At 44.0% G+C, this 24,992-nt stretch carries 28 protein-coding genes; 4 read left to right on the top strand and 24 right to left on the bottom strand.

The window, feature by feature from the left end:
- Positions 1 to 59: 59 nt before the first annotated feature.
- The 5 genes from aroD to ACTRXF_RS05590 all read right to left on the bottom strand — a co-directional run bounded on the left by aroD (position 60) and on the right by ACTRXF_RS05590 (position 6,064).
- On the bottom strand, positions 60 to 824 hold the full coding sequence (aroD, locus tag ACTRXF_RS05610) for a type I 3-dehydroquinate dehydratase (RefSeq protein WP_474278247.1): 765 nt from the start codon (positions 822 to 824) through the stop codon (positions 60 to 62).
- A 152-nt stretch (positions 825 to 976) separates the two neighbouring features.
- Positions 977 to 1,804, bottom strand: coding sequence for a sugar phosphate isomerase/epimerase family protein (locus ACTRXF_RS05605; RefSeq protein WP_474278245.1), 828 nt, complete (start codon positions 1,802 to 1,804; stop codon positions 977 to 979).
- Positions 1,805 to 1,846: 42 nt separating this feature from the next.
- A complete protein-coding gene (locus tag ACTRXF_RS05600; RefSeq protein WP_474278243.1) occupies positions 1,847 to 3,604 on the bottom strand; it encodes a thiamine pyrophosphate-binding protein in 1,758 nt (585 codons plus the stop codon).
- 1 nt (position 3,605) lies between these two features.
- Positions 3,606 to 4,598, bottom strand: a complete 993-nt coding sequence (locus ACTRXF_RS05595) for a zinc-dependent alcohol dehydrogenase (RefSeq protein WP_474260955.1) — start codon at positions 4,596 to 4,598, stop codon at positions 3,606 to 3,608.
- Between the two features lie 26 nt (positions 4,599 to 4,624).
- Positions 4,625 to 6,064, bottom strand: coding sequence for an aldehyde dehydrogenase family protein (locus ACTRXF_RS05590; RefSeq protein ID WP_474260954.1), 1,440 nt, complete (start codon positions 6,062 to 6,064; stop codon positions 4,625 to 4,627).
- 167 nt (positions 6,065 to 6,231) lie between these two features.
- On the opposite strand from ACTRXF_RS05590, the gene ACTRXF_RS05585 reads away from it, so the two are divergent.
- Entirely contained in the window at positions 6,232 to 7,581 is a 1,350-nt protein-coding gene (locus tag ACTRXF_RS05585) for a hypothetical protein (protein WP_474278241.1), read from the top strand.
- 85 nt (positions 7,582 to 7,666) lie between these two features.
- Positions 7,667 to 8,209: a shikimate kinase gene (locus ACTRXF_RS05580; RefSeq protein ID WP_322526678.1), complete on the top strand. Its 543-nt coding sequence runs from the start codon at positions 7,667 to 7,669 to the stop codon at positions 8,207 to 8,209.
- 26 nt (positions 8,210 to 8,235) lie between these two features.
- Here ACTRXF_RS05580 and ACTRXF_RS05575 read toward each other — a convergent pair whose 3' ends face one another.
- From ACTRXF_RS05575 to ACTRXF_RS05485, 19 genes are all read right to left on the bottom strand, one after another.
- On the bottom strand, positions 8,236 to 9,267 hold the full coding sequence (locus ACTRXF_RS05575) for a LacI family DNA-binding transcriptional regulator (RefSeq protein WP_474260952.1): 1,032 nt from the start codon (positions 9,265 to 9,267) through the stop codon (positions 8,236 to 8,238).
- A 113-nt stretch (positions 9,268 to 9,380) separates the two neighbouring features.
- The gene (locus ACTRXF_RS05570; protein ID WP_322526676.1) at positions 9,381 to 9,626 is read right to left on the bottom strand and encodes an HPr family phosphocarrier protein; all 246 of its coding nucleotides are present in this window, start codon (positions 9,624 to 9,626) and stop codon (positions 9,381 to 9,383) included.
- 12 nt (positions 9,627 to 9,638) lie between these two features.
- Complete coding sequence (locus ACTRXF_RS05565) at positions 9,639 to 10,913, bottom strand: TRAP transporter large permease (protein ID WP_474260951.1); 1,275 nt, start codon at positions 10,911 to 10,913, stop codon at positions 9,639 to 9,641.
- Complete coding sequence (locus tag ACTRXF_RS05560; protein ID WP_474278239.1) at positions 10,910 to 11,512, bottom strand: TRAP transporter small permease; 603 nt, start codon at positions 11,510 to 11,512, stop codon at positions 10,910 to 10,912. Before ACTRXF_RS05560 ends, ACTRXF_RS05565 begins: the two co-directional genes overlap by 4 nt.
- A gap of 21 nt (positions 11,513 to 11,533) precedes the next feature.
- Complete coding sequence (locus ACTRXF_RS05555) at positions 11,534 to 12,544, bottom strand: TRAP transporter substrate-binding protein (protein WP_474278378.1); 1,011 nt, start codon at positions 12,542 to 12,544, stop codon at positions 11,534 to 11,536.
- A 218-nt stretch (positions 12,545 to 12,762) separates the two neighbouring features.
- Positions 12,763 to 13,218, bottom strand: a complete 456-nt coding sequence (locus ACTRXF_RS05550) for a YkvA family protein (protein ID WP_474278237.1) — start codon at positions 13,216 to 13,218, stop codon at positions 12,763 to 12,765.
- A gap of 95 nt (positions 13,219 to 13,313) precedes the next feature.
- The gene (locus ACTRXF_RS05545) at positions 13,314 to 13,541 is read right to left on the bottom strand and encodes a hypothetical protein (protein WP_091613997.1); all 228 of its coding nucleotides are present in this window, start codon (positions 13,539 to 13,541) and stop codon (positions 13,314 to 13,316) included.
- Between the two features lie 11 nt (positions 13,542 to 13,552).
- Complete coding sequence (locus tag ACTRXF_RS05540; RefSeq protein ID WP_474261139.1) at positions 13,553 to 13,879, bottom strand: gas vesicle protein; 327 nt, start codon at positions 13,877 to 13,879, stop codon at positions 13,553 to 13,555.
- A 73-nt stretch (positions 13,880 to 13,952) separates the two neighbouring features.
- Positions 13,953 to 14,258: a gas vesicle protein K gene (locus ACTRXF_RS05535; RefSeq protein WP_474260948.1), complete on the bottom strand. Its 306-nt coding sequence runs from the start codon at positions 14,256 to 14,258 to the stop codon at positions 13,953 to 13,955.
- Between the two features lie 16 nt (positions 14,259 to 14,274).
- The gene (locus ACTRXF_RS05530; protein ID WP_474278235.1) at positions 14,275 to 14,508 is read right to left on the bottom strand and encodes a gas vesicle protein; all 234 of its coding nucleotides are present in this window, start codon (positions 14,506 to 14,508) and stop codon (positions 14,275 to 14,277) included.
- Positions 14,489 to 15,349, bottom strand: a complete 861-nt coding sequence (locus ACTRXF_RS05525; RefSeq protein ID WP_474278233.1) for a GvpL/GvpF family gas vesicle protein — start codon at positions 15,347 to 15,349, stop codon at positions 14,489 to 14,491. Before ACTRXF_RS05525 ends, ACTRXF_RS05530 begins: the two co-directional genes overlap by 20 nt.
- 15 nt (positions 15,350 to 15,364) lie before the next feature.
- Entirely contained in the window at positions 15,365 to 15,622 is a 258-nt protein-coding gene (locus tag ACTRXF_RS05520; protein ID WP_079475234.1) for a gas vesicle protein GvpG, read from the bottom strand.
- Positions 15,619 to 16,368, bottom strand: coding sequence for a GvpL/GvpF family gas vesicle protein (locus ACTRXF_RS05515; RefSeq protein ID WP_322526667.1), 750 nt, complete (start codon positions 16,366 to 16,368; stop codon positions 15,619 to 15,621). Before ACTRXF_RS05515 ends, ACTRXF_RS05520 begins: the two co-directional genes overlap by 4 nt.
- Before the next feature lie 13 nt (positions 16,369 to 16,381).
- The gene (gene gvpN / locus ACTRXF_RS05510) at positions 16,382 to 17,455 is read right to left on the bottom strand and encodes a gas vesicle protein GvpN (protein WP_474278231.1); all 1,074 of its coding nucleotides are present in this window, start codon (positions 17,453 to 17,455) and stop codon (positions 16,382 to 16,384) included.
- A 5-nt stretch (positions 17,456 to 17,460) separates the two neighbouring features.
- The gene (locus tag ACTRXF_RS05505) at positions 17,461 to 18,078 is read right to left on the bottom strand and encodes a gas vesicle protein GvpO (RefSeq protein ID WP_474260945.1); all 618 of its coding nucleotides are present in this window, start codon (positions 18,076 to 18,078) and stop codon (positions 17,461 to 17,463) included.
- Between the two features lie 6 nt (positions 18,079 to 18,084).
- Entirely contained in the window at positions 18,085 to 18,387 is a 303-nt protein-coding gene (gene gvpO, locus ACTRXF_RS05500; RefSeq protein WP_474261138.1) for a gas vesicle protein GvpO, read from the bottom strand.
- A 39-nt stretch (positions 18,388 to 18,426) separates the two neighbouring features.
- Complete coding sequence (gene gvpA, locus ACTRXF_RS05495) at positions 18,427 to 18,696, bottom strand: gas vesicle structural protein GvpA (RefSeq protein ID WP_022794406.1); 270 nt, start codon at positions 18,694 to 18,696, stop codon at positions 18,427 to 18,429.
- Between the two features lie 13 nt (positions 18,697 to 18,709).
- Entirely contained in the window at positions 18,710 to 19,684 is a 975-nt protein-coding gene (locus tag ACTRXF_RS05490) for a hypothetical protein (RefSeq protein ID WP_474260944.1), read from the bottom strand.
- Between the two features lie 25 nt (positions 19,685 to 19,709).
- Positions 19,710 to 20,705: a hypothetical protein gene (locus ACTRXF_RS05485; RefSeq protein WP_474278229.1), complete on the bottom strand. Its 996-nt coding sequence runs from the start codon at positions 20,703 to 20,705 to the stop codon at positions 19,710 to 19,712.
- Positions 20,706 to 21,333: 628 nt separating this feature from the next.
- Between ACTRXF_RS05485 and cobA the strand changes: the two genes are divergently transcribed.
- Both cobA and nirB read left to right on the top strand, forming a co-directional pair.
- Positions 21,334 to 22,509: a uroporphyrinogen-III C-methyltransferase gene (gene cobA / locus ACTRXF_RS05480; protein ID WP_474278227.1), complete on the top strand. Its 1,176-nt coding sequence runs from the start codon at positions 21,334 to 21,336 to the stop codon at positions 22,507 to 22,509.
- Between the two features lie 49 nt (positions 22,510 to 22,558).
- Entirely contained in the window at positions 22,559 to 24,988 is a 2,430-nt protein-coding gene (gene nirB / locus ACTRXF_RS05475) for a nitrite reductase large subunit NirB (protein WP_474278225.1), read from the top strand.
- Positions 24,989 to 24,992: the final 4 nt, after the last annotated feature.

Genomic DNA, 24,992 nt, shown 5'->3' with positions numbered 1-24,992 from the left:
ATTTACTTAATTGTAAACGTTATCTTTTTATTAGTCAATAAAAACCGGCTTTCGCCGGTTCATTTATTATTAGACTTCAAAGGAGCTTCCATACTTTTAATCAATTCAATTGGCACCTGACCTGGAGCTGAACTTCCCTTCCCAATGCCGAAAGTAAATAAAGAGCCTGTTTTCCATCCGGCGAGTCTGGTTATTGCTCCGTCAGAGCCCATAGCCATAGTAACCACCGGAATAGCAAGTTCATCATTTGTTTTCTCTGTCACCTGCAAAACAGTCAAGACGTCAGTCATATTATTGGGCATCACTGCCAGCTTAGCTATGTCTGCTTTGTTATTACTCGCTTTATGAAGCTTAGCCAGCATTTCCTCTTCATTAGGAGTTTGATGAAAGTTGTGAAAAGATAATATTAATTTCACATTGTTTTTCGCCGCATTTTTTTGAACCTCTTCGATATACTCCTGATTATTTTCTAATTCATAATCTATGAAATCTATGTGGCGGGTAGCACAGACTTTTTTTATCAACTCAATTTTATCATTTTCATTTAATTCGATCTTTTGTCCACCCTCGTATATAGAACGAATCGTGAACAACAAAGGAACCTCTCCAATTTCTTTTCTTACCTGTTCAAGGACCTCTAATACTTTTTTAAAGTCACCAATATCTTCAAAAAAATCTGCCCGCCATTCAATCAGATCTGGTTCTTTTTGAATAATGTGCTTTGTTTCGTCAAGCAGCTCGTTTTCACTTATTCCTATAAGCGGAACACATACACATGGACGTTCGTTTGTTAACAACGTATTTCTCACTTTTAATTCTTTCACCATAGAAACCCCCTTCTTCTATTGTCCATTGTAGCCGATTGTAATTTTCATTACTATCAATGCCCGCACAATTTAAACAAGCCGGAGTGTCTGCTAGCTGCACTCCGGCTGAATTATTAACCCGGGAATCACTCTGTACCATTCCCTGCATATTAGCTTTCGCCGCTAAAAACAGTATTTTTGACGTATTGTTTAGCAGTTTGCAAGCATTTTTTTGCGTGATTTTCATACCCCAATTCTTTTGCCCGCCGGCTATGGGGAATTTCCAGAGAATACGGTACATTGGGCGTATTCCGGAGCAGCCCGGAAATATCTGCGGCACCTTCACCAACATACGGTCTTTCTTCCCGGAGAATCCTTGTCATTTCCTCTTGAGAAGAAGGCTCGACTCCCGGTGCATCACATAAATGCATGTAATGGAACCACTCTCTTGGCAACTCGCTTAATTCTTCCGCTTTATCTCCTGCTCTATAAAAGTGATGGGCATCAATCATCAGACCCGCATTTTTCTTATCTGCTTTTTTTAATATCTCTACCGTTTCTGAAAGGTTCGTTATGCTGGCTATCGGAACATATTCCAAATCTACAGTTAAATTGTACTGATTTGCGAGGTCACATATCTTTGAAAACTGCTCTAGGGCAAAGTCTTCGTCATCTACCCATATACTGCTTAATACATGCTTGCCACCAAGTTCAGCTGCAACTTCAAAGGCCGGTTCGTAATTTTTATAATCAATGCCTTTATCCACTTTCGCCAATTCGATATCCAACAGTTCGAGGCCTGTTTCCTGTAAAGCTTTTTTAGTCTTTTTGTACATTTCCCGATTGTTGGCTAAATCGTAGTTTTTCTCATCGGGCAGCCCCATATAGATAGGACGCATACTAACATAATCAAAACCGGCTTTTGCAGCTAAATATGTCAGTTCTGGCGGGCTATATTCTAAAGCTGTTAAATGTGCTAAAGAGAACTTCGGCTCCATATTATGCCTCCTATATTAAATTAGATCGATCTAATTTATAGTTCAAACACCCTCATGGTGAACTTTTTTTCCAGGCGAATAGATATCCATGATGTTCCAGTGTCCATCTGTCGGTACCGGCTCGTTAATCATAGCAACATCAATGACTACAGGCTTTTCACTGGCCAAAGCTTCCTTCAGAGCCGGTTTGAATTCTTCCGCTTTTTCAATTTTAATTCCTTCTATCCCGTATCCCCGGGCTATTGCTGCATAATCCGGCGTGTAGCTTTCGCCATCCCGCTCGAAAACGGTTCCGTAGGTAGTGCCAAAGTGTGCCTTTTCCAATCCTGCTATCGTTCCGTATGAAGAATTGTTCATTACTACCCATACCACCGGAATATTCTCTTCCACTGCTGTAGCCATAAGTGCAGGGTTTTGACCAAATCCTCCGTCTCCTACGAGAGAAATAACTTTTTTATCCGGAGCTGCCACCTTCGCTCCTAACGCTGCTGGTGCACCGAAGCCCATCGTGGCGTAACCTCCTGGGGTTAATACCGAACCTGCTTCATAAATTGGGAACTGTTGGCCCATGCCGTTTTTGTTCCAGCCTACATCTGTAGTAATATAAGCATCTTTAGGTACCACGTTTCTCACTTCAGCTAAAATCCGCTGAGGGACCATTGGGAAACGATCATCCTCTACGAGCTTTTGATTAGCTTCGTTAAACGAACGTTTATACTCTTTAATCTCTTTTTTCAATTCGGCGTTTTCTTTACCTTCCGGCAGTTCTTCCTTCGCTGCTTTAATTAATGCCTGCAATGCTTGTTTGAGATCAGCTACTGCCCCAATCTCCACCGGGTAGTTGCGACCGATTTCTGAAGAATCAATATCGATGTGTATCAATTTTGTTGGAGGAAACTGGAACGTATACTCTCCCTCCCAGGAACTGCTGTCAGCTTCAGCAAACCTTGTGCCAAGAGCCATTATCCAATCTGCATTTCTAGTTTTCTCATTAATAAATTGTGTTCCCCAGAATCCGGTCATGCCAAGTGTTAAATCGTCATCGTCTGACATAGCGCCTTTACCCATCAAAGAATGAGAAACTGGCAGGCCTAAATGATTGGCAAACTCCCGGAGTTCATCTGAGGCATCGGCTAGCATGATGCCGCCGCCAACGTGGAGCAACGGCTGTTCTGCCTGGATTAGCTTCTGCACAATTTCTCTTGCTGTATCTTCATCCAAAGAAGGCTTCTGGAGTTTTTTCGTATGGCGTTTTTGCTGTTCAAATAAAGACTCCTCAATTTCTTTAGAAAACATATCCATCGGTACAGACACTAAAACCGGACCAGGATTGCCGCTTTCTGCCAATTGGAAAGCTTTTTCCATAATTTCCGGGAGCAGATCCTCGCGATCTACTCTCCAGGCTCTTTTAACAAATGGACGGTAAACTTCATATTGAGAAGCATCGGCATGCATATTCATTTCCTGGTGCGGATGCTTACCATAGTAATGAGAAGGTACATCTCCTGCAATAACAACCATTGGAATCGAATCCAGAGCAGCATTTGCTACTCCGGTAGAGGCGTTGGTAAGTCCTGGCCCTACGTGGCTTAATAAAACAGAAGTCTCGTTCTTCGCACGGGCATAGCCGTCTGCCATATGAGCAGCAATTTGTTCATGGCGAACATTCACGAATTTCACCGACGTTTTCTCGAGTTCAGCCAGTACTGCGATATTTGTATGTCCGCATAAGCCAAATACGTGTTCAACTCCGCGGGTTTCCAGATATTTAGCTAACAGATTAGAAACTAATTTTTTCATTTTATTTTTCCTCCCCGAATTGAAGAATTATTTTCCCTTGTTTTCCTGAAAGAGCTTCGTCATAAGCCTGCTGATAGTCATGAAAAGGAAATATTTTAGAAATCACCGGTTCTACGTTCAAGGCTGAGGCTTTGAGATACTCCATCGTTTGCGTAAAATCATCAGGCACATTATAAATAATGGAGCCGTACAGGGTTATTTCTTTACGCACAAGTGTTGTAACGGACAATTGTGCTTCAGGAGTCATGCCTACGCAAACGATCTCACCCCCCGGCTTAACAATATCTATGCTTTGTTCAAACGACGACTTCGTCCCTGCCGCTTCGATAACAATATCGAAATAACTGTTTTTAACCTCTTCGGGATAGTTTACTTTTACCGATTCATAATTACTTTTTACTTTCCGAAGCTTGTCTTCGTTTATGTCAACAGCACTGACATTTCCGCCCAGATAATCAGCTAAAGCAAGTGCGAGCATTCCTTCTGTTCCACAGCCTATGACAGCTACCTTTTTCTTTTCATTTACTGTCACTTTTTTTAAAGCATGAACAATTACTGCCAGAGGCTCAATCAGTATCGCCCGTTTATCAGTAATGCCGGGGTCTACAGGCATGACATATTTACTGTCAATGACTACTTCCTCCGCAAATCCACCGTCCGCATTGATTCCAAGAGATTTTTTATATGGGCAGATATTGGTTTTCCCCTGCAGACAATATTCGCATTCTCCGCAATACGTATTAGGCTGTACGATTACACGTTCTCCTGTGGAGTAAGGACTTGTCGTTCCTGTTTCTTCAATAATTCCTAAAATTTCGTGCCCGGGGCGAACCGGATAATCAGCGTGCGGTAGTTTACCGTTATACACACTAAGATCCGAACCACAGATACCTCCGTAAATAATTTTCAGGCGCACATCATTTTCATTTAAAATCTCTTGATCATTTTCTACTATTTTTAGCCGGGAAGGACTCTCCAGTGTTAAACCATTCATATTTGCACCTCCACTCCATATCTTCTTTATTCATTGGCAGGCAGACGCAGGACCACCATCTTCATTTCAGTCATTTCTTCTATGGCAAACCTTGGGCCTTCTCTTCCAATACCACTATTTTTCACGCCGCCGTATGGCCAGTGATCCAGCCGGAAGTTCGAGGTCCCATTGATAATTACGCCGCCCGCTTCAATTTGATGGGCCACTTTATAAGCAAGATCGATATTTTTAGTAAACACCCCTGTTTGAAGACCAAATTCAGAGTCGTTAGACCAGGTGATCGCTTCATCGATATCGTCATAAGGAATAACGCTTATGAGCGGTCCGAAAACTTCTTCACACACCACTTTATCTTCATGCTTAGGATTCAACAGCACAGTTGGAGTGATCGTAGCCCCGTCCTGCACTCCCCCTGTTAAAAGTTCAGCCCCTCCATCTACAGCTTCATCTATCCAGGATTTCACCCGGTTTGCTGCATTTTCATCTACAAGAGAGCCTATATCAGTGGCAGCGTCCAAAGGATCCCCTAATTGAAGCTGTTCCACGTTCGTTTTTAGTGCTTCTGAAAATTCATTCATTGCCGAACGGTGCACATAAATACGCTGCACTGAAATACAGCTTTGACCCGAGTTACTATTACCGGTTTTAGCACTCATTTTTGCGGCTTCCTGAATGTCAGCGTCATGATGGACTATCGTAGCAGCATTGCCTCCAAGTTCAAGTAGAACCTTTTTCATTCCCGCTGTATCACAAATATTTCTACTCGCTTTGGTCCCTCCCGTGAAGGAAATAACATTCACCCGATTATCCTGCACAATTTTCTGCCCAATTTCGACGCCGCCTAAAAGCATATGAACCGCATTTCCCGGAAGCCCCGCCCGCAGCATCAAATCTAACAACGCTGTAGCGATCAACGCTGTCTGGGGAGCGGGCTTTAAAATAGTGACATTTCCCCCGGCGAACGCTGGGCCAATTTTATGACAGACAAGGTTGAGCGGAGCGTTAAATGGCGTAATAGCGGCGATGACTCCTACCGGAACCCGGTACGTGGATGCCATGGCCGTCGTTCCACGTTCTGATGCGTCCCCTGGTATAGTTTCCCCGTGCAGCCGTTTCGCTTCTTCCCCTGAAAGTTCCAGCGTTTCAATCGAGCGGGAAACTTCATCTCTAGTATTTTTAAGAGGCTTGCCCAGTTCTTCAGCAATTAGTTTGGCGAACGTTTCCTTCTCTTCTTCAAGCAGTAGTGCAGCTGCTTTTAAAATTTTCGCCCGCTTACCAGAAGGAATAGACTCAATTGCTTTTTTGTCTTTATAAGCTGCCTGGAGAGCTTTTTCAACATCTTCGAGGCTTGCGGTATATTGGCTTCCAATACTTTTTCCATTGTAAGGGTTATAAATCGTTTCTTTTGTAGTTTCATTCTTCAACCAATGGTTTTCAATAAAAGGCTGAGCTAATAATTCCTGCATCCCTTTCACCTCGTTTTATTAGATCGATCTAATAAACATTCATTTAAAAACAGCTTTCGCTGTTAGTATAGATCGATCTAAAATTATAATTTGTAAACATTATCATTATGATACGATAGATATATTAAAACATCAACCATTTTTTTAGCTTAAAAGGGGATCTACTCATGCGCCTTGTCATTTATTCACTATTAGTGATTCTTTATATTGCCTTTCAATTTGTTGATATACCGGGCGAAGTTATTATTTTAGGCGTTCTTGCCAATATTGTTATTTTGCTTTCATTTTTCTATGCCCGAGGTTTATTTTTTTATTCCGGACTCATTTTCTACACTATTGGTACACTGTTGTTTATATTAAATGACCTCTCCTTAAATGCTTATTTTTCCTCATTTACGACGATGATGAGTATTCTCGCATTTTTTTACATGCTTCCTTTTTTAAATTCCTTGATACAGGTGGGCAAATACGATAGAAATCTCCGAAAATTTATTGAGCAGGGCGTTAAAAACATAAAGCATTTATATAAGCGGAGTTTCTTTGTTTGCCATGTGCTTGGATTATTTTTAAACATAGCTACTTTTTCTGTTTTGATGCGTACACTTGATGGCACTTTTAAAAATACCTCGAAACGTGTAAAAAGCAAGTTCTATACCCAAAACTTGCTGCGAGCTTACGCCTTGTGCCTGGCATGGAGCCCGCTGGAAATTATGGTGATTACAGCTTTAAACATAACTGGCCAGGAATATATTCATGTATTTCCAGCCATTGCTTCCATTGTGATGGTCGTAATCGTATTTGATATTGCTGCTTCATCTCTTAAATTTCCTTCTGTTACTTTTCCTCAGAACCAGGAAAGTTCTTCCTCCGCTTCTCTCATCAGGCGAAAAATTTTTAGTTTAATACTTTTGCTGGCTCTGTTGGTTTCCTGTGTAAGTATTACAAGCGGATGGACTGGTTATGATTACTTGTTTACTTTAGTTTTATTCATTGCTCCTGTATCTTTTTTTTGGTCAATAATTATTCGAAGGCTGCGAAGATATACCATTTTTGCCGTAAAACAATGGCAGAACCGCACCAAAGGCATGGCCAATTTCTTTTTTATGTTTTTAAGTGCCGGTTTATTTGTTCAGATGCTTGCAGAAACTCCTGTTTTTGATACGTTGCAGTACGCCTTTACCGCTCTGCATGACCAGGTATTTTATTTCTATTTGGCGATAGGCATTTATTTCATCGTTTCAAGCTTTGTAGGCTTTCACCCGCTGGTTTCGGTAATTCTTCTCTCAGAAATTATCGCCCCCTCCCTGCCGGATTTAAGCCCTGTACCTTTAGCTTTAGTATTAATAGTGAGCAGCTTAAGTCCGGTTATGTACAGTCCCTTTAATATTTCGGTTTCCCTGGTGGGAAACTATTTAAATGTGAACCCTTACCGATTAGGCCTGTGGAACCTGCCGTTTGCTTCGGGCTATATTCTTTTCACTATCGTCATCGCTTACTGCTTACAGCTGTTTATATGATATAGTTGTAAGTGACAGCAAACATGTATTATAATCGCGGTACATTTTAAAACGAATTCAATACAAATGAAAGAGTGCAGATATTATGACAGAGCGATCTTTACGAGAAAAAAGCATAGTGTTCATCGGCTTTATGGGAGTGGGTAAAACTACTGTCGGAAGACTAGTCGCTAAGAAGCTTTACAGAAGCTTTGTTGATATCGACGAAGAAATAGAAAAGGAATATGGCATGCCTGTTCCTGAAGTATTTAAATTAATCGGCGAACCCGCTTTTCGTGAGAAGGAAAAAGAGTTGGTCCGCAAGTATTCCACACAAAGCTTAAAGGTGATTTCTTTAGGCGGGGGTGCTTTCATGCAGGAAGAAATCCGCAACCTCTGCCTAAACAACTGCACTGTCTTTTATTTAGATATGTCCTGGGACTCCTGGAAGGAAAGGCTGCACCTCATAATGGGCAACCGGCCGGTTCTGCAGGGAAAGAGCATAGAGGAAATAGAAGAATTATTTTATAAGCGGCAGGGCACTTACGCCGATCATAATTCTAAAATCACCATCGATCAGCTGCCGGCGGAAGATGTAGCTGATTATTTAACAGACTCACTAAAAATGGCCTGGGATATGTACGATTAAACGACTTCTCCATGAGAAGCCGTTTTTTATTTTGGGAGTGGAAATGTTGATTTTCTCACGATTAATTCTGGTTCAAGAATAATTCTTTTCCTGTCTCTTTCATCGCTTTCAAGCTGTTCTTTCAATAAGGCAGCTGCCCGGGCTCCTATTTCTTTTGGGTAGGAGGAAACTGTGGTTAAAGCAGGATAGGAAAGGGCCTCCGCTTCCGGCACGTCATCAAAACCTACTACTGCTACATCTTTACCTGGAGTTTTCCCCTGGTTCCTAAGTTCTTCAAGTACACCAAAAGCTACTGTGTCATTAAAGCAAAAAACCGCAGTAGGCTGTTTACCCTTATTGAATATGCTTTTAATTGCATGTACGCCTCCATTTCGATCTGTTGTTCCTGCTTCAATTAAAGAGGTATCAAGTTCTTTACCCCATTCTTTATAGGCTTTCATGTATCCATTTTCTCTATCCTTCCAGGCCAGTGACTCTGCTCCTCCCCCTACAAAAGCAATCTTTCTATGGCCTTCCTCGAGCAAATGTTTTGTAGCCAGGTAAGCCCCGCGCTCATAATCAACTCCAACGTAGTCGCTTACCAAACCATCAATTTCCCGAACTGCTAAAACCAACGGAAGCTGCCATTTATTCAGAGAATCGATATCAGTCATGGAAGTATCTGAAACCGGGCATAATATAACGCCTCCTACACGATTCTCCATCATTGTAGAAAGAAGCTTCCGCTGTTTTTCTTCAGAATCAAATGTTGTTCCAAGCAGGATTGTATATCCTTCTTTTTCCAGCGTTTCATGCACTCCTACTAAAAGCTCTGAATAAAATGGGTTTGAAATATCCGTAATAATTAAGCCTATAGTAGTTGACCGCTGCTCTCTTAAGTTTGCTGCTACCCGGTCGTAAACATAGCCTAATTCTTCCATGGATTGAAGAACTTTTTCTCTTGTTGGTTTAGATATACTCGGACTGTTCCGGACAATCAAAGAAGCCGTAGCCCGCGATACTCCCGCATGCTCTGCCACCTGCTTTAACGTGACTCGTTTTTTGTTCAATGCCTTCACCCTCTTACATCCGTCATTAACAATCTAACTATTATAATGAAGCAGGTGCTGAATACCTGTCAATTCAGCACCTGCTTCATTAGTAAAGGAAGGCAGGAAAACCTGCCTTCCTTTTACGATAAATACTCTTCTACGGCGTCCAGGGCTTTTTCTTTATCTTCACCTTCTGCTAAAAGATAAACTCTTTCCCCATTTTCCAAACGAGTTGACACAAGCCCTAAAAAGCTTTTCAAATTAATTTCCTGTACGTTACCTTCTGATGCTTTTCTTAAATAAACCTCCGCTTTGAACGGCTGCAGCAAATTACTTAATTCACTGATAGTCTGCTTGCTGTCAATGTTTACAATAACTTCTCTCATTATTTTGCTCCTTTACTCTCCGAGGAATACTGTGGTCAGCTGTGGAATAAAGATAATAATCATCAACGTTGCCAGCATGGCAACGAAAAACGGTAAGACCGCTTTGGATAATGACTGCATTGAAAGACCTGATATTCCTGAGCCTACAAATAAATTCACTCCTAAAGGCGGTGTAATAAAGCCAATCGCCAGATTGACGACCATAATAATACCGAAATGCACCGGATCGTAACCAATTTCTGTCGCGATAGGAAGCAATAACGGGGTTAGTATAATGATGGCGGCCAGAGTATCCATGAAACAGCCAATAATCAATAAAATCAGGGTGATAAGTAAAATAATAACTATAGTGTTATTAGATATACCCAGTAAGAAGTCAGCGATCTGTCCTGGTATTTGTGCGATAGTCATCAATTGGCCAAAAGCAGTAGCTGCTCCTACAATGATCAACACTGTAGCTGTAGTCAAGGCTGCATCAGCCATTACTTTAGGCATGTCTTTGATTTTCAATTCTTTATATAAGAACATTCCTGCAATAATACCATAAATGGCAGCTACCGCTGCAGCTTCTGTGGGAGTGAAAATACCACCGTATATTCCTCCGAGTATAATGATTGGAATTAAAAGAGCCCACTTGGCATCCCAAACTGACCTGCCAAACTCTTTTATGTCAAAGGGAACACCATTTCCCACGTACCCTTGTTTTTTGGAATAGTAAAAGGCATAGACCATTAAACCGGCTGCTACCACAATGCCCGGGATAATCCCCCCTATAAATAAGTCTCCTACCGAAGCTCCGCCAGTAACACCGTACATTACCATTGGAATACTTGGAGGGATAATCACCCCTAAAGAACCAGCTGCAGCTACTAACGCAGTAGCAAATTTTTTATCATATCCCATTCGTACCATCGAGGGGATCATGATTCCTCCAATAGCTGCTACAGTGGCAGGGCCCGAACCGGAAATAGCCGCAAAAAACATGCAGGTGATAATTGTGGCCATGGCAAAGCCACCGGTTTTATTACCAACAAGCGTTTCGGCTACATGAAACAGCCGCGCAGACACACCGCCTTTACTCATAACCTCTCCGGCCAGGATAAAAAACGGAACTGCCATTATGGCAAAGGAATCCACAGAAGTTATCAGTGATTGAGCAAGAAATTCTGGAGGCAGCACCTGGGTGCTTATTAGCACAATCAATGAAGCAATCGCCAATGCTATTCCGATCGGTACACTTAACGCCAGCAGGACTGCAAAGCTTCCAAAAAGTACTGTAGCTGTCATACTCCCTCTCCTTTCTTTTTATACTGACCTGATGCGGATCGTTGATCTGGCATTGCCTCTTCCTCTTCTATACCATAGTTATCCGTCATACGGTCACTTATGATTTCTCTTTCGTCTACATTGTGTCCCTTCAGATACTTTATTTGTTTAATAATCTGCTGCATAATACGAACAGCCGTAAGCAGCATCCCTACAGGAGCAGCCAGATATACCGCTCCCATTGGAGCACCTAATGAAGGCGAGAGCTGCCCCCACCCAAATATTTGAAAGGAAATGCCTAAACCGTATACTGCAATACTTACCGCAAAAAGCAAAAAGATGATATTTGATACCATGTTGAGTACAACTTTTCCTTTTTCCTTTAACAACAGCAATACTACATCTACTTTAATATGACGCTGTTTCTTTACTCCATAGCTTACTCCTACAAAAACCAGCCATATGAAGCAATACCGCGCCAGTTCCTCCGACCAGCCAAGCGAACTGCCCAGGATAAACCTCATGAAAATTTGAACACCAATTATTCCAAGCATTACTGTACTTAGAACTATTAGTAGAACTTCTTCGATATGGCGGTCCAGCCATTTGACTATTTTCATCCTGCTTCACCTCCTGCTCTGTTAATTTCCAGCTTCTTCAGCCCGGCTTCTAATACGATCTAATTCTTCACTTCCGTGCTCTTCCGTAAATGTGTCATATACCGGCTGGGCTGCTTCTGCAAAATTCTCTCTTTCACTATCCGATAATTCAGTCACCGTCACTCCCTGCTCTTCCAGAAAATCAATTCCTTCTTCGCTTTCTTCTTCATTCAAATCTCTTTGATATTCCTTTGCTTCGTCCGCCGCTTCCTCCACTATCGTTTTTTCTTCATCGGACAGTGAATCCCAAAAAGGCTTACTAAGGGCAAATAAGCTCGCATTATACACGTGATTAGTTTCCGTTAAATATGGCTGCACCTCATAAAAGTTGTCATTCACTACGTTTCCTACCGGGTTTTCCTGGCCATCTACCGTTCCCTGCTCCAGCCCAACGTAGAGCTCTGTGTAACTCATCGGTGTTGGATTCGCTCCGAGTTCACTCCAAAGCTGCAGGTGCAGATCATTTTCCAATGTCCGGATATCAAGCCCCTGTACATCTTCCAAAGAATCGATTTCGCGTTGACTGTTTGTTAATTGCCTGAAACCATTTTCCCAATAGTTAAGTCCAACGAGGTTCTGCTCCGGTAATTCTTCCAGTAGACCCTCCCCGATAGAACTATCCAGCGTTTCATGAGCTGTTTCACGGTCCTCGAATAAATAAGGCAGATCAAAAAGATTAAAAATAGGTGCAAACTGCGCTATCGGTCCAGTAGAGACCGTGGTTCCCTGAATTGTATTGAGCTGCATGCCCTCCAATACCTGCCGGTCGCCCCCAAGCACTCCACTCGGATAAACTTCAACGTCTATTTCGCCATTAGTTTCTTCTTCCACAATTTCTTGAAACTCATATAATCCCTGTGTTAACGATCTGTCTTCTGAAGTTGCTACAGCCAATCTCATTTTTTTTGGCTCATCACTTTGATTTCCAGAAACTTCTGGAGAACAGCCGGAAATTAAAAATGCTCCAGCGGCCACAGTTAAACCTAACCCCATTTTCTTCACATTTACGCCTCCCCATATTAGTAAGCGCATACATTATCGCCTTTTTATTAGATCGATCCAATAAGTAGATCGATCTAACTAATTAACAACAGTCTACAGGAAGCGCTTTCAAATTTCAATGCAAAATTTTATCAAATGTTTTTTCATATGTTTTGCAGCAATTAGAAAGATAAAAAACACCAACATCCTTAAATGCTGGTGTTTTCATATTATTCATCTGCATTAATCGTATTATCACGCTGCAGCTTCCACTCTTTAAAGTCATCGAGGTCTTTTTGTACCTGCTTGAACACAAACGAAATAACCGCTGCGTCATCAATCAGGCCGCCCGGGAGAAAGTCCGGAATCAAATCGATGGGAGAAACGAAATAGATCAGTCCTGCAATGATGGCTACAATCGATTTGTAGGGCGCATGCTGGTACTCTTTTTTCCACCAGGCACGAAGCATTTCAAGCATCAGCTGCAGCTCCTGCCACACGTTTTTCAGCGGACTCTGATTTTCGTCCGCTTTTTCTCTCGCCTGCCGCAGCAGTTTTTCCGTTTCTTTTGGGTCTTTCGCATATTTTTTCGCCCGCGGATTCAGGCGCTTTAATCGGTCCTTCAACGTTGATTCATCAATGTTTTTCTTCTTTAAAAAGCTCCGCCGCTTTTTATCTTTTGCCATGTGCCCAGCTCCTTTATTAATTAATACAGCTATGTACCGCTTCTCCGGAGAAAAACAGATGCCCCCGGAAAAGCTTTCACGCAGGACAGGATCTGTTATTCCAGACGATCCCTGTCCCGCTGCTTGATTTCTTTTCGGTATTCTTCCATTTCTTCCTTCGACGGAAGTGTTCTTGCTTTCATGTTATATTCCATCCGAAGCTTCGGTGCGTTTTCGCCTTTTCCAAACGTGCGCTCTTCTGTACGCTGAACCTGCGACTTGTCCTGATTCTGCAGGTCCCGTACCAGCTGGCCGATGTCTTTAGACAGGTCACGGAAAATCACGTGCGTTCACCTCACTTTTCGGCTTTGTTTTTATTCTGTGCTGTCGCCTGCTGCTCTTCACTTTCAGTCTGCTGCTTTTCTTCAAGCTGTTCTACCCGTTCAAGCAGCCGCTGATTTTCTTCTTCGAGCCCTTTTGCCTTGGACGAATAATGCGGGTCTGTTTCCCACCAGTCGATGCCCATTTCTTTAGCTTTATCTACTGAGGCGACGACCAGGCGGATTTTAATGGTCAGCAGTTCCACATCCGCAATATTTACTTTAATGTCTCCAGCAATGACGACACCTTTGTCCAATACTGTCTCCAGAATGTCAACAAGGCCGCCGGACGGTCTCTCCATGTGATCGGGTGCTGATCGTTGTACAGGTTGTTCAGCCATAATATATTCCCTTCTTTCAAGCCTATTTTGAAGCTTACAGTAAGTTCCCTAAAGGTCCAAGATCAATGTTCAGATCTTCCGCTGTAAGGCCAAAGATTTCCTTCATTTCTTCCATTTTATCTTCCAGCTGCATGAGCGCTACACCAAGCTGCTCGACTTGTTCCTCTGTTAAATCTCCGCCTTCAACTCTGCGCATTGCCTGGCGTTCCACCAGCTCACGCAGCAGCTCCACCACCGTCATCACCAGCTGGGTGAGCCCTTCTTCTGCTTTGTCGGGATCCAGTGATATGCGTCCGGTCGGCTGCTGGGCTTGTGTTACTTGCGGGTTACTATTTTCCATCAGTGTTCGGCCTCCTTTATTCGACTTGGGAAGGTTCTGAAGAATTAGAAACAAATTCTTTCTGCGTCTTCAATTCCGACTGTCGCAGGGTTTCGACAGAAGCGATCAGTACGCGTAAATCCAAATAAACAAGATCTATCCCTGCAATGGATATCGTTATATCGCCCTGGAGTACGACCCCTTTATCAAGTACGGAGTCCAAGACATCGAGCAGGGAAACTTCCCGGTTTTTAAGAGTGTCCTGGGGCATTTTGCTCCCTCCTGTCTGTCAGGCCTGAGAAATGAAATGCCGGCCACGGGCCTGTACACTCTAAATCCATTCCGGTCTCTTCTGCTTCTTCTTTTGCCTGGCGCTGTTCAATTAATTGAATAAACGCCTCCCGGTTTTTCGAGTGAATCAGGTATACGGCGTTCCAAGCCATTTCTTTTTCCCGGTCTGTGACACGCTTTTCCCAATTCTTTTTTATTTCTGTGCCTTCGCTCCAGGCAGCTAACTCATCATGAAATGATTGGCAGTGCTTCTCAATCTGCTCGTCTGCCTGCGCTTCAATGAACTGGTCCATTTTCTTTTTCTCAAAAAAGCGCCGGCCAGCCGGCATCGCTTCAAGCTCTGCTTCTTTCGCCTGAATTTCCTCGCTGTTCTGCACGACGGCTTCAGTGAACAATTGCTGATCAGCGTAAGTTTTGACGTTCCATTCTTCTTTGCCTTCCAAATAAGAAAGCTGAGCCGTTACGCTCTCCTGGTATTTTTCAATCATTTCCGCAAGATTTGCTTCCTGCTCGAAAATCGTGCCGAATTTTAACGGGATCGTGGTATAGCGATCATGCAGCTGGTTCATCGTTTCATGATGGTGAAAGGCTTTAGCCTGCAGCCATTCCATTTTTTCTACATTCTTCTGCAGTTGTTCCTGGGAAAATTCTTCTTCCGGAACATGAGTAACTACTGCAGTGATACTGCCATGTTCAATAAAGCTGATATTATTGTCCGGCTCCATACCTTCCATCGGCTCCATAGGATCTTCCTCATATTCGCTGGTGGGAATCAAGGCATACAAATACAAAAGAGCCGGAGCGCCCGAGTTTGTCTGCACTGCCGGTTCACTCCTTTAATCCTTTTCCTCTAACTCTTCCCGTAATTCTTCCTGTTCAATCTGCTTCGCTCTGCGATACCGCTGCAGCAGCTCTTCCTCCTGCTCTGTGAAGGCATCCTCAGAAATTTCTTCCATTTCGTACATGATCTGCAGATTGGCCAGTTTCTTTTGAATCTGGCGGACGTCAAAATATTCCTTATCCGCCTCTTCCTTTACTTTTTTACCAGCCCAGACGACAGTATCAAGCGGCCAGGTAAATAATTTATGAATCATACGCTGTTCCCCGCTTTTATTTTCAGGTCAATAAAGTTGTATGCCGGCCACGGGCCCGTATACTTGAAATCAGCGTGTTCATTCCATTCATTAAAAATCTCGTTTACTTTTGCATCAAAAGCTTCTTCGTTTTCCTTATCTATTAAAAAAGCGGCATTCAACAGCATCCGCTCATTGATTACTTCGTTACTTTTAGCTGCATTGGCAATCTCTGCGAGCGGCTGAAAAACCTCTTCCTCAAAGCGCTCGTGCAGCCTGATCATGAATTTTTGCGCTGATTCTCCGAGCTGCATACGCTCGTAATAGCTGGCGTTTTTGCCTTTCGTATCCGTTTTTTTGCGCAGGTCTTCCATTCCCGGTTCCTGGCGGATTTGTTCATTCAGCCATTCTTTTTTTCCGATGATTTTAAGTCCAACTTCCATTTTGCCGCGGATCTTCGGAAAAATTTCTTCAAACTGATCCTGCAGCTTTTCCATTAGAGCAAAGACTTCTTTCTGGTCCTCAAGGACGTTCCCAAAACTCATCGGAATGACATCGTATTCTTCCATTACTCTGGCCACTGTATCTTGATGAGCCCGCAGGTTTTTCCTCGTTGGATCATAAATCTGCATCGGAGCTTCCGCTACCACCATCGCTTCCTGCCCGCGCTGGAGGGTATAGATTTTTCGCTCTTTTCCCTCAAGTTCCACGGTGCCGAAGGTAGGCTTTTCAGTAGTTTCAATAACTCCAAACATATAAATTCCCACGGTTACTTGCCTCCTAGACCTTTTTCAACTCTTCCTTCATTCTTTTTTGTGCTTCGCTGACATCTTCTCCCTGAATATTTTCCAGGAAATAATGCCCCATCACATCAAAAAACAATTGTTGAAAATCGTCATTTTTTACATCTATTTTAACATCATGCTCCGAGCTTAACATCGCAGTCATAACAGCGAGCCGGAAGCTTGGGACATGCGTATCGTTTTCCCTGCTCGTGGATTTCGCCCAATCCAGTGCTTTAATAATGGTTTCAGCTTCTTTTTCACTGATGGAAGCTCTTTCTGTCAGGATAGAAACCTGGGCTTCCTTATTCGGATCCTCCACCGGAATTGTAATCATTCTATCAAGGAGAGCATCCTGGGATTTATGCACACCGGCATATTCTTCCGGATTGCTTGTGAAAATTGCTTTAAAATTCGGGTGCACGGTAATAAAGCTTTCGTTACGCTGAGTGCCGTAAAGCGGCAGTATACCTTCTTCAAGTACGGAAAGGAATAAATTGTTTGTAGACGGCAGCGAACGCGTAAATTCATCGTAAATGAGCGTGTGGCCATTTTTTACTGCTTCAAGCAGACGGCCGGTGCTCCACCGTTCTGTAATATGGTCTTCGCGTTTATACACTTTCCGGACGTAATTATCGATTAATTTGTCACTGGTATAACCGATTCTTCCGCCGAGAAGGTCCGTATTCGAGAGGCTTTCATTCCCGTTTAACAGCGTGACAGGCTGGTTAAACCGGCGTGCAAGCTGAAACGAAAGGGTGGTTTTACCTACTCCGGCTGCACCTGTAAAGTGTACAGGATATCCAGAGGTTAAATACTTTTCGGAACGTTCTAAAATCGACTGCATTTCTTCAGTTTCTACGATTTGATCAATCGTACGGATCTTTTGCTGCTTTGACTGTTGTTGTTCTTCAGAGGTCGTTTGCTTCGAATTCGCTGTGGCAGGAGCATTGATCTTTTTTGACTGCCCTCTGCTCTGAGAGCTCCCTTTTTGCTGATTTGTTCTGGAGCTCCCCGATGTGTTGGATGACTTTTTCTGAGTCTGCTGCTTTCTTTCGTTAGTAGTCGCCATATTTTTTACCTCTCTTTTTTCTCAAAAGGAGTACTTCTCGGACGAGTGTTCATCCTTTGATAGGAAGTTATTTTTTGATCCTTGTTCATCGTGGCTTCATAAATCCCAATCAACTGGTCTCTTCCGTATTTTTGCGTATACTCTTTTTCTTCTACTAGTTCTACTTCAATGTTCCAGCCGTCTCCCGCGTCCATAATAGCCGTGATACGGACTGGTGAGTTCATCGTTTCTTCGAAAAATGAACGGATGGTTTCAAACATATCACTTTTAATAGGTGCAAATGATGCCTCGTCTGACTCCTCCTGTTGAGCTGCTTCTTCATCGGCTTCTTTTTTTGTCTGTTTGGTTTTGGCTGTATTTTTCTTGCTGGCGGTCGTAGTATTATTCACTTCGTCACTTTCTCCTTTATCGTCCGTTTTTTCGTTCTGTCCGGATGATTTCTCTGAAGTTTCACTCGAAGAACCTGATTTCGCCGGGCCTTTAATCTGCTCTTTCGGCTGCTCTTCTCCTTCTTCTTCAGAGGAGAAAGGTTTATACGAGCCGCTTTTGCTGGTTTTCAGTTCCTGGCCCTGGTTCTCTTCAGTAGTTTCTTTTGATTTTGTCGTTGATTGTTTGGCCGCCATGGATACCTATCTCCTTTCTGCCGTTTCAACGTGAGCACTTCTCGGTCTCAGATTCACTCGCTCAAACGATCCTACCTGCTGATTGTTGTTAAGCTTCACTTCATAGACACCCAGAAGCTGGTCATGTCCGTACTTCTGCATATACTCATCTTCTTCGATAACTTCCACTTCTGCAAACCAGCCGTACTCTTCTTCGGAAACCGAAGTAATTCGAAATGGAGGTTTTAAATTTTCTTCAAAAAAATCGTTCAGTGATTTCATTACTTCCTTCATAGTGGTCCCCGCTTTCTTCTTCCAATAGAAATATATCCCGCCATGCAGTCATACGCATGACGGGATTAGAGAAATTTAAGCAAAGTTTAACTGCCCGGCACGCTCATTAGAGTCTGCATCTTCATCGATTTCGCCCTGGACATCGTCGCGGAGCAGTCCGACTGCTTCAGCGTAACGGAGCCAAGTGTCAACACTTGCAATAACGATACGTGCTTCAATTGTGATTAGTTCAATTCCTACCACAGAAATACGGGCGTACAGGTCGATAACGATACCTTTGTCGAGTATACGGTCAATAACCTCTGCCAAGCTGGAAGAATCTGTACTTTTTTCAATTGTTGCCATAATCTTTCACTCCTTAATCATAATGCTTAATATTTTCTGTTCCTTTAATGGCACTGATGCCTTTGATGTCATCGTAGCTTTTCAGCTTCGATTCCTTGTAGCTCTTGATGTCAGATAAGCCTTTCAGTTCGCTTATACCCTTAATATCATCAACGCCCTTGACCTCATCATAGCTTCTTAACCTGGACTCGCTGTAAGTCTTGATGTTCGACGGTCCCTTGATGTCTTCCATTCCCTTTAGATCGCTTAAGCCTTTTTCGGGCAGCGATCGAAGGATTTTACCGCCCCCTTTCCCGGACTTATTGGAGCCGCCCTGGACGTTGTCCTGCAGCTGCCCTGTAGCTTCACCCAGTTTTTCCTGGGCTTCCTGGCCTTTTTCTTTAGCCTGCTCTACAGCTTGCTGCAATTTTTCCTGGGCTTCTTCCCCTTTTCCTTCCAATGCCTTCTTTGTTTCCTCTACTTTTTCCTGCGCATGTTCTTTTGCCAGCCGGGCGCTCTCCAGGGTATTGAAAAACTTTTTGCCCATATAGGCTGCAGCTACGGCATTGGCAGCCTGAGGGTTATTTTTCACCCCTTTTGTAGCTGTTTTTACCAGTTCTTCTTTAGCATTGCCCTGAATCATGTTTTTCGTTGTTTCTACAGGGTTCAAGTCAGAGATTTCTTCTGCGGTGTCTTTAATAGGCTCAATGAACGTATCTTCTGTCTGCTCATCAAGGAATTCTTTCGTTTTATTAAAGGAAACCCATTTAGCAGCTTTTTGGCCACTGCTTTTCACCTTGTCCAAAAATGATTCATCATCCTCGGAGCTCTTTTCTTCATCAGTGGATTGCTTCCCGGATGATTTATCATCGGATGCTGCTTCTTTGGAATAAGAAGAAAAGTGCGTTTTTTTCCAGGCTTCGTCCGGTACGGAGAACGTTTTTCTTACCTTTGGCTTTGAGCCATCGACATATTTTCCGCCTTCAGTTAATAATATCTTTTTTGCCATAATTTGGTCTCCTCAAACCGAAGCATTATTTATTTCCATCTACCCGCTTATAGGAGGTCACCTCTAAATGATCATCTACCTGTACCTGATACGTTTCTTTTTTAGACTTTCTGCCTTCTTTATTCAACGCTTCGATTTCTACCAGCCAGCGGCCCTCCTGTTTTTCCGTAGAAGTAATCCGCTGTGGCTCGGCTACATAGTTTTTAAAGAAATCGTTCACGGTATCCATTACGTCCGTCAGGCTGTGGTTCATTTTACTTCCGTTTTGACTGCTGGATTGGTAAGCATCCACTTCAGCTTCGTTCATTTCTTCCGGGCGTCGCTCAAGCTCCTGCGTTAGCGTTGACTCTTCCGCATTTTCTGCACCCGGCTCTGCTGAAGCCGCGCTCTGTTCAAGGCCTGTCGCATCCGTCAGCCGGCGTGCGGCTTTTTTAGAAACTTTTTTTGCCTTTTTCGGAGTACTGCCCGCTTCCTGTCTTGGCTGCTCTGCTTCTTCAGCTTCATTGGCATTGCTTTGGGCGTTTTTTTGATCCTGTATTTTCATGCCGGTTTTTTCTACTTTTTCGCCGACAGTATTTTTAACTCCATTTATTCTGCCCTTAGTTTCTTTAACCTTTTTATTTCCTTTATAAACAACTTTGCTCGCGTCAGCCGCCTGTTTGGCTCCTTTAGCTTTTCCTGAAACGGCTTCTTTCGCCTGTTCACCCGCATTTTTTGCGGTATCTTCAGCGCTTTTCTTCTTATTTTCCACGGTGCCTTGCAGCTGTCTGCCCGATTCCTTTACGTTATCTTTCGCCTGCTTTGCTTTATTCGCAGGTTTTTTTGCTGTCTGCTTAAGCTGGGGAGCCTTTTTTTCTTTCTCCTGGTTTTCAGCTGGCTCATCAGTATTTTCTTCCTCAGAAGATTCCTCTGAGGATTGAAGTTTATTTTTCGTCCCTTTAGTGATTAGAGGAAGCGCTCCGCCAATAAGGCTGCCAGCGGCCATCAATCCGTACGTAACTTTATCTTTAGCGTCGGTCACTGTATCTCACCTTTCTTAACGTGAAAATTTAATTTATACGCAAAAACCCTCATCCGGCCAAAGGCTTCATGCTTTTCCAATGAATAGCTGGAAATAAACAGTCATGAATTCGCTGGGCTGGAGAGGGTCTTTAATGTAATCATTTGAGCAATTTCTTCTTAAATTAAGGAGAGAATTGCTCCAATCACAACAATAGCTCCAATAACCATTAAAATTGTACGAATCATGACTAACACTCACTTTCTCATCTGAATTGAATAACTTCTTTAGTTGAAATTACCTTTTACTTCATGGATCTAAACTTTTTAATGAATTTATTTTCAAAAAAAGTTCTAAATACCTATATTTCTGATTCATATTTTTAACGAGCGTCTAAATTTTTCTTTACTCTCCAGGTCTCAGGAAAGCCGTTGTTAGATTTAATCACAAGAATAATATGGTTTTCGCACTTATATTTATCGAATACTCGTCAGTGCACGTATGAAAAAGTTCAGAAGTACGAAAAAAGGAAAAAGTACGTTAAGTTTTCTTTCACATATGCTGAATTACCTTTTGGCTTTACCTAGAATAAAACTCGTAGTCGAAAAATAAATACTGCAGGTACATATTAAAAGGAAAGAGGTGCAGCATGGGCAGTAATCATACTGGAATCGTCTCATTTGTAGGTGCCGGACCGGGCGACCCTGAATTAATCACCGCTAAGGGGCTGCGCAAATTACAACAGGCCGACGTGGTCATTTATGACCGTCTGGCTCATCCCGGGCTCCTGCTGCAGGCTTCTCCTGATGCGAAATTTATATACTGCGGCAAGCAGCCGTGCCGGCATACGCTCCGGCAGCAGGACATTCACCATGAGCTCCGGGTCCATGCCCGGCGCGGCAGCCGGGTCGTCCGCTTAAAAGGAGGGGATCCGGGGGTTTTTGGAAGAGTTGGAGAAGAAGCCGAAGAGCTTCAAAAGCATCAGATCCGCTTTGAAATCATTCCGGGGGTCACTTCCGGGAGTGCCGCTCCAGCTTACGCCGGTGTTCCTTTGACCCACCGGGAACATTCACGCTCTTACACCGTGGTGACCGGCCACGGCAAACAGCAGGACGGAATGCCCGACATTCAATGGGGCGGCCTTGCTGCTGGTTCTGATACGATCGTCTTTTATATGGGCGTCAAACACGCCGGATGGATCGCAGAACAGCTCATCCAGCACGGCCGCTCACCCGAAGAATCGGTTCTTATTGTGCAGTGGGGCACCTACGGCAGGCAGCAGTCAACCGCCGCTTCGCTCGCCGGGCTTGAAGAAGCCGTTCACAGAAAACAGATTGCAAATCCGGCAATTATTGTAGTAGGCACTGTTACCGGAATGCACTCCAGAACGCAGTGGTTTGACCCGGGTAAAAAAACCGGGCGGAGCATTGCAGCCTTCACCGCCGGACGTCCCGGGCTTCAGAATTTTACAGATTATCTGCAGGACGAGCAGGCCGCCATTTGCCATACGAATCAGCCGATTGATGCCGGAGGCCTTTCATCAAACACCGAACATGCTCTTTCACGACTGCTTGAAGAGGAGCTGATCGATACTATTTTCGTCCCCGATTATGCCTCCTATCAACAGCTGAAGCCAGGCATCGACCGGATGATAAGCGAACAGCAAACCACTGCTTTTCCTGTGTACATTATTTTTGATAAGGAGGCCTTCCCTTCAGATGAAGCAGATGTGTTTTATATAGATCCTTCACTGCTGCCTGAACAAATGACAGACCAGTTAAACAGCCTTAATTCGTTTTCTGTGAAAACACCGGCCGGCATTTAAACCGGTGAAAATGTCAGAATTATTTAAATTATCTGAGGAGGATTCATTCATGAATAAAGAGCGTCTCGTCTTAATCGGCAACGGCATGGCCGGTATGTACACCATTGAAGAAATTTTAAAGCAGGAGCCGGACCGTTTTGAAATTACGGTTTTTGGCAAGGAACCGCACCCAAACTACAACCGCATCCTGCTGTCCTCTGTTCTTCAGGGTGACAGTGAATTAAAAGATATCGTTTTAAATGATTACAACTGGTATGAAGAACATAATATTACGCTTCATACAGGCGATGAGGTCAAACGTATTGATACGGAAAACAAACAGGTGGAAAGCGCCGGGGGGATTGTGTGTACTTACGACCATCTGATCGTAGCTACCGGCTCCAACCCTTTTATGCCCCCTATCCCCGGATCTGACAAAGAAGGAGTAATTTCCTTCAGGGACATAAAAGATACCGAAACGATGATTGAAGCCTCCAAAAAGTATGAAAAGGCAGCTGTAATTGGCGGAGGGCTGCTCGGTCTTGAGGCTGCCCGGGGCCTGCTGAACCTAAACATGGAAACAGAAGTAATCCACATTCAGGATCAGTTAATGGAGCGCCAGCTCGACCCGAACGCCTCCAAAATGCTGAAGCGTGAGCTCGAAGGCCAGGGCATGCGGTTCCACATGGAAAAGCAGACAGAACAGATTTTCGGACGCAAACGCGTTCAGGGACTTCATTTCAAAGACGGGGAATCACTTTACGCCGATCTCATTGTTATCGCTGTCGGCATCCGTCCTAATATTAGCCTTGCAGAGAATTCCGGTCTGGATACAAACCGCGCGATTGTTGTGAATGATTATCTTGAAACGAGCGCTCCCGATGTATACGCCGTTGGTGAATGTGCAGAGCATAACGGCATTGCCTACGGCCTGGTAGCTCCATTGTATGAACAGGGAAAAATTCTGGCTGAGCGGCTCGTCTCCAAGGAACCAACCGGGACCGGCTACCGGGGCTCTCTTACATCAACCAAATTAAAGGTTTCAGGTGTGGATGTCTTTTCGGCAGGTGAATTTGGAGAAGCGGACGATTTAAAATCTGTGCTTGTTCATGACGACTTTGATGGCGTTTATAAAAAAGTGAATATCCGCGATAACAAGGTGGTCGGAGCTGTTTTATTCGGAGATACCTCTGATTCGCCGAAGCTTTTGAACCTGATTAATAAAAAAGAAGACATCTCCGACGTTGGCAAAGGGCTTATCCTCCCTTCCGAAAGCAATGCGCCAATGGAGAGTCCAGTCGTAGACATGGCGGACGAAGAAACGGTCTGCGGATGTAACGGGGTCTGTAAAGGCGATATCGTTTCTGCCATTAATGACAAAGGACTGACTTCCGTCAACGAGATCAAACAGCATACGAACGCTTCACGCTCCTGCGGCGGCTGTAAACCGCTCGTTTCCGACCTGCTGAATGCCACGCTCGGCGACGAGGCTTCCGGTTCCGAAGTGGAGCCGCTGTGCGGTTGTACCGATCTCTCTCACGAGCAGGTCACTGAAGAAATAAAGACTAAGCAGCTCACCCATACCCGCGAAGTGATGAATGTGCTGGGATGGAAGGAGCCTGAAGGCTGCTCCAAGTGCCGCCCTGCCCTGAACTATTACCTGAGCGTTTCGAAACCAGAAGAGTATGAAGACGACTACTCCTCCCGTTTTATCAATGAACGTGTGCACGCCAATATTCAAAACGACGGCACCTATTCCGTTGTTCCAAGAATGTACGGAGGCGTCACTAATTCAGATCAGCTCCGAAGAATTGCCGATGTCGCAGAAAAGTATGAAGTGCCGCTGCTTAAGATGACAGGCGGCCAGCGTATCGACATGCTTGGTGTCAAAAAAGAAGACCTTCCGTCCATATGGGGAGAACTCGATATGCCTTCCGGCCATGCTTATGGAAAAAGTATACGCACCGTTAAAACATGCGTCGGTGAAGACTTCTGCCGTTTCGGCACCCAGGATTCCATCGGGATGGGTATGAGCATCGAACAAAAATATGAACGGCTCAACACTCCCCATAAAGTAAAAATGGCCGTCTCTGCCTGCCCGAGAAACTGCGCGGAGTCCGGCATCAAAGACATCGGTATTGTCGGTCTTGAAGGGCACTGGGAAATGTACGTCGGCGGAAATGGCGGCGTTGACCTCCGGGGCGGCGAACTGCTCGGAAAAATGAAGAGTGATGACGAGCTGTTGGATTCTATCAGTGCCTTTCTCCAGTATTACCGGGAGTCCGCCCACTACCTCGAGCGTACCTCCCACTGGATCGAACGCGTCGGCCTTGATCATGTAAAAGCGGTCGTTCTCGAAGATGAAGAGGGACGGGCAAACTTAATTGAGCGCATGGAAGTAGCCCTCGAGCATAAAGGGGAAGACCCATGGAAGGAACTTACGTATAACGAAAAGAAAAAGCAGGAGCTGTTTGAACAGCGTAAAGTGGAGCTCGTTTAATATG

This window comes from Marinococcus sp. LNHM3E3-2.2 (genome assembly GCF_056034385.1).
The sequence above is the reverse complement of the archived record's forward strand: the minus strand, read 5'-3'. Positions and strand labels throughout refer to the sequence as shown.

Bases quoted from the DNA above. Each gene is read 5' to 3' on its own strand.
- ACTRXF_RS05605 (WP_474278245.1), bottom strand. From the start codon at position 1,804: ATGGAGCCGAAGTTCTCTTTAGCACATTTAACAGCTTTAGAATATAGC.
- ACTRXF_RS05600 (WP_474278243.1), bottom strand. From the start codon at position 3,604: ATGAAAAAATTAGTTTCTAATCTGTTAGCTAAATATCTGGAAACCCGC.
- ACTRXF_RS05595 (WP_474260955.1), bottom strand. From the start codon at position 4,598: ATGAATGGTTTAACACTGGAGAGTCCTTCCCGGCTAAAAATAGTAGAA.
- ACTRXF_RS05590 (WP_474260954.1), bottom strand. From the start codon at position 6,064: ATGCAGGAATTATTAGCTCAGCCTTTTATTGAAAACCATTGGTTGAAG.
- ACTRXF_RS05585 (WP_474278241.1), top strand. From the start codon at position 6,232: ATGCGCCTTGTCATTTATTCACTATTAGTGATTCTTTATATTGCCTTT.
- ACTRXF_RS05580 (WP_322526678.1), top strand. From the start codon at position 7,667: ATGACAGAGCGATCTTTACGAGAAAAAAGCATAGTGTTCATCGGCTTT.
- ACTRXF_RS05570 (WP_322526676.1), bottom strand. From the start codon at position 9,626: ATGAGAGAAGTTATTGTAAACATTGACAGCAAGCAGACTATCAGTGAA.
- ACTRXF_RS05565 (WP_474260951.1), bottom strand. From the start codon at position 10,913: ATGACAGCTACAGTACTTTTTGGAAGCTTTGCAGTCCTGCTGGCGTTA.
- ACTRXF_RS05560 (WP_474278239.1), bottom strand. From the start codon at position 11,512: ATGAAAATAGTCAAATGGCTGGACCGCCATATCGAAGAAGTTCTACTA.
- ACTRXF_RS05555 (WP_474278378.1), bottom strand. From the start codon at position 12,544: ATGGGGTTAGGTTTAACTGTGGCCGCTGGAGCATTTTTAATTTCCGGC.
- ACTRXF_RS05550 (WP_474278237.1), bottom strand. From the start codon at position 13,218: ATGGCAAAAGATAAAAAGCGGCGGAGCTTTTTAAAGAAGAAAAACATT.
- ACTRXF_RS05540 (WP_474261139.1), bottom strand. From the start codon at position 13,879: ATGGAGAGACCGTCCGGCGGCCTTGTTGACATTCTGGAGACAGTATTG.
- ACTRXF_RS05535 (WP_474260948.1), bottom strand. From the start codon at position 14,258: ATGGAAAATAGTAACCCGCAAGTAACACAAGCCCAGCAGCCGACCGGA.
- ACTRXF_RS05530 (WP_474278235.1), bottom strand. From the start codon at position 14,508: ATGCCCCAGGACACTCTTAAAAACCGGGAAGTTTCCCTGCTCGATGTC.
- ACTRXF_RS05520 (WP_079475234.1), bottom strand. From the start codon at position 15,622: ATGATTCATAAATTATTTACCTGGCCGCTTGATACTGTCGTCTGGGCT.
- gvpN (WP_474278231.1), bottom strand. From the start codon at position 17,455: ATGGCGACTACTAACGAAAGAAAGCAGCAGACTCAGAAAAAGTCATCC.
- ACTRXF_RS05505 (WP_474260945.1), bottom strand. From the start codon at position 18,078: ATGGCGGCCAAACAATCAACGACAAAATCAAAAGAAACTACTGAAGAG.
- gvpA (WP_022794406.1), bottom strand. From the start codon at position 18,696: ATGGCAACAATTGAAAAAAGTACAGATTCTTCCAGCTTGGCAGAGGTT.
- ACTRXF_RS05490 (WP_474260944.1), bottom strand. From the start codon at position 19,684: ATGGCAAAAAAGATATTATTAACTGAAGGCGGAAAATATGTCGATGGC.
- cobA (WP_474278227.1), top strand. From the start codon at position 21,334: ATGGGCAGTAATCATACTGGAATCGTCTCATTTGTAGGTGCCGGACCG.
- nirB (WP_474278225.1), top strand. From the start codon at position 22,559: ATGAATAAAGAGCGTCTCGTCTTAATCGGCAACGGCATGGCCGGTATG.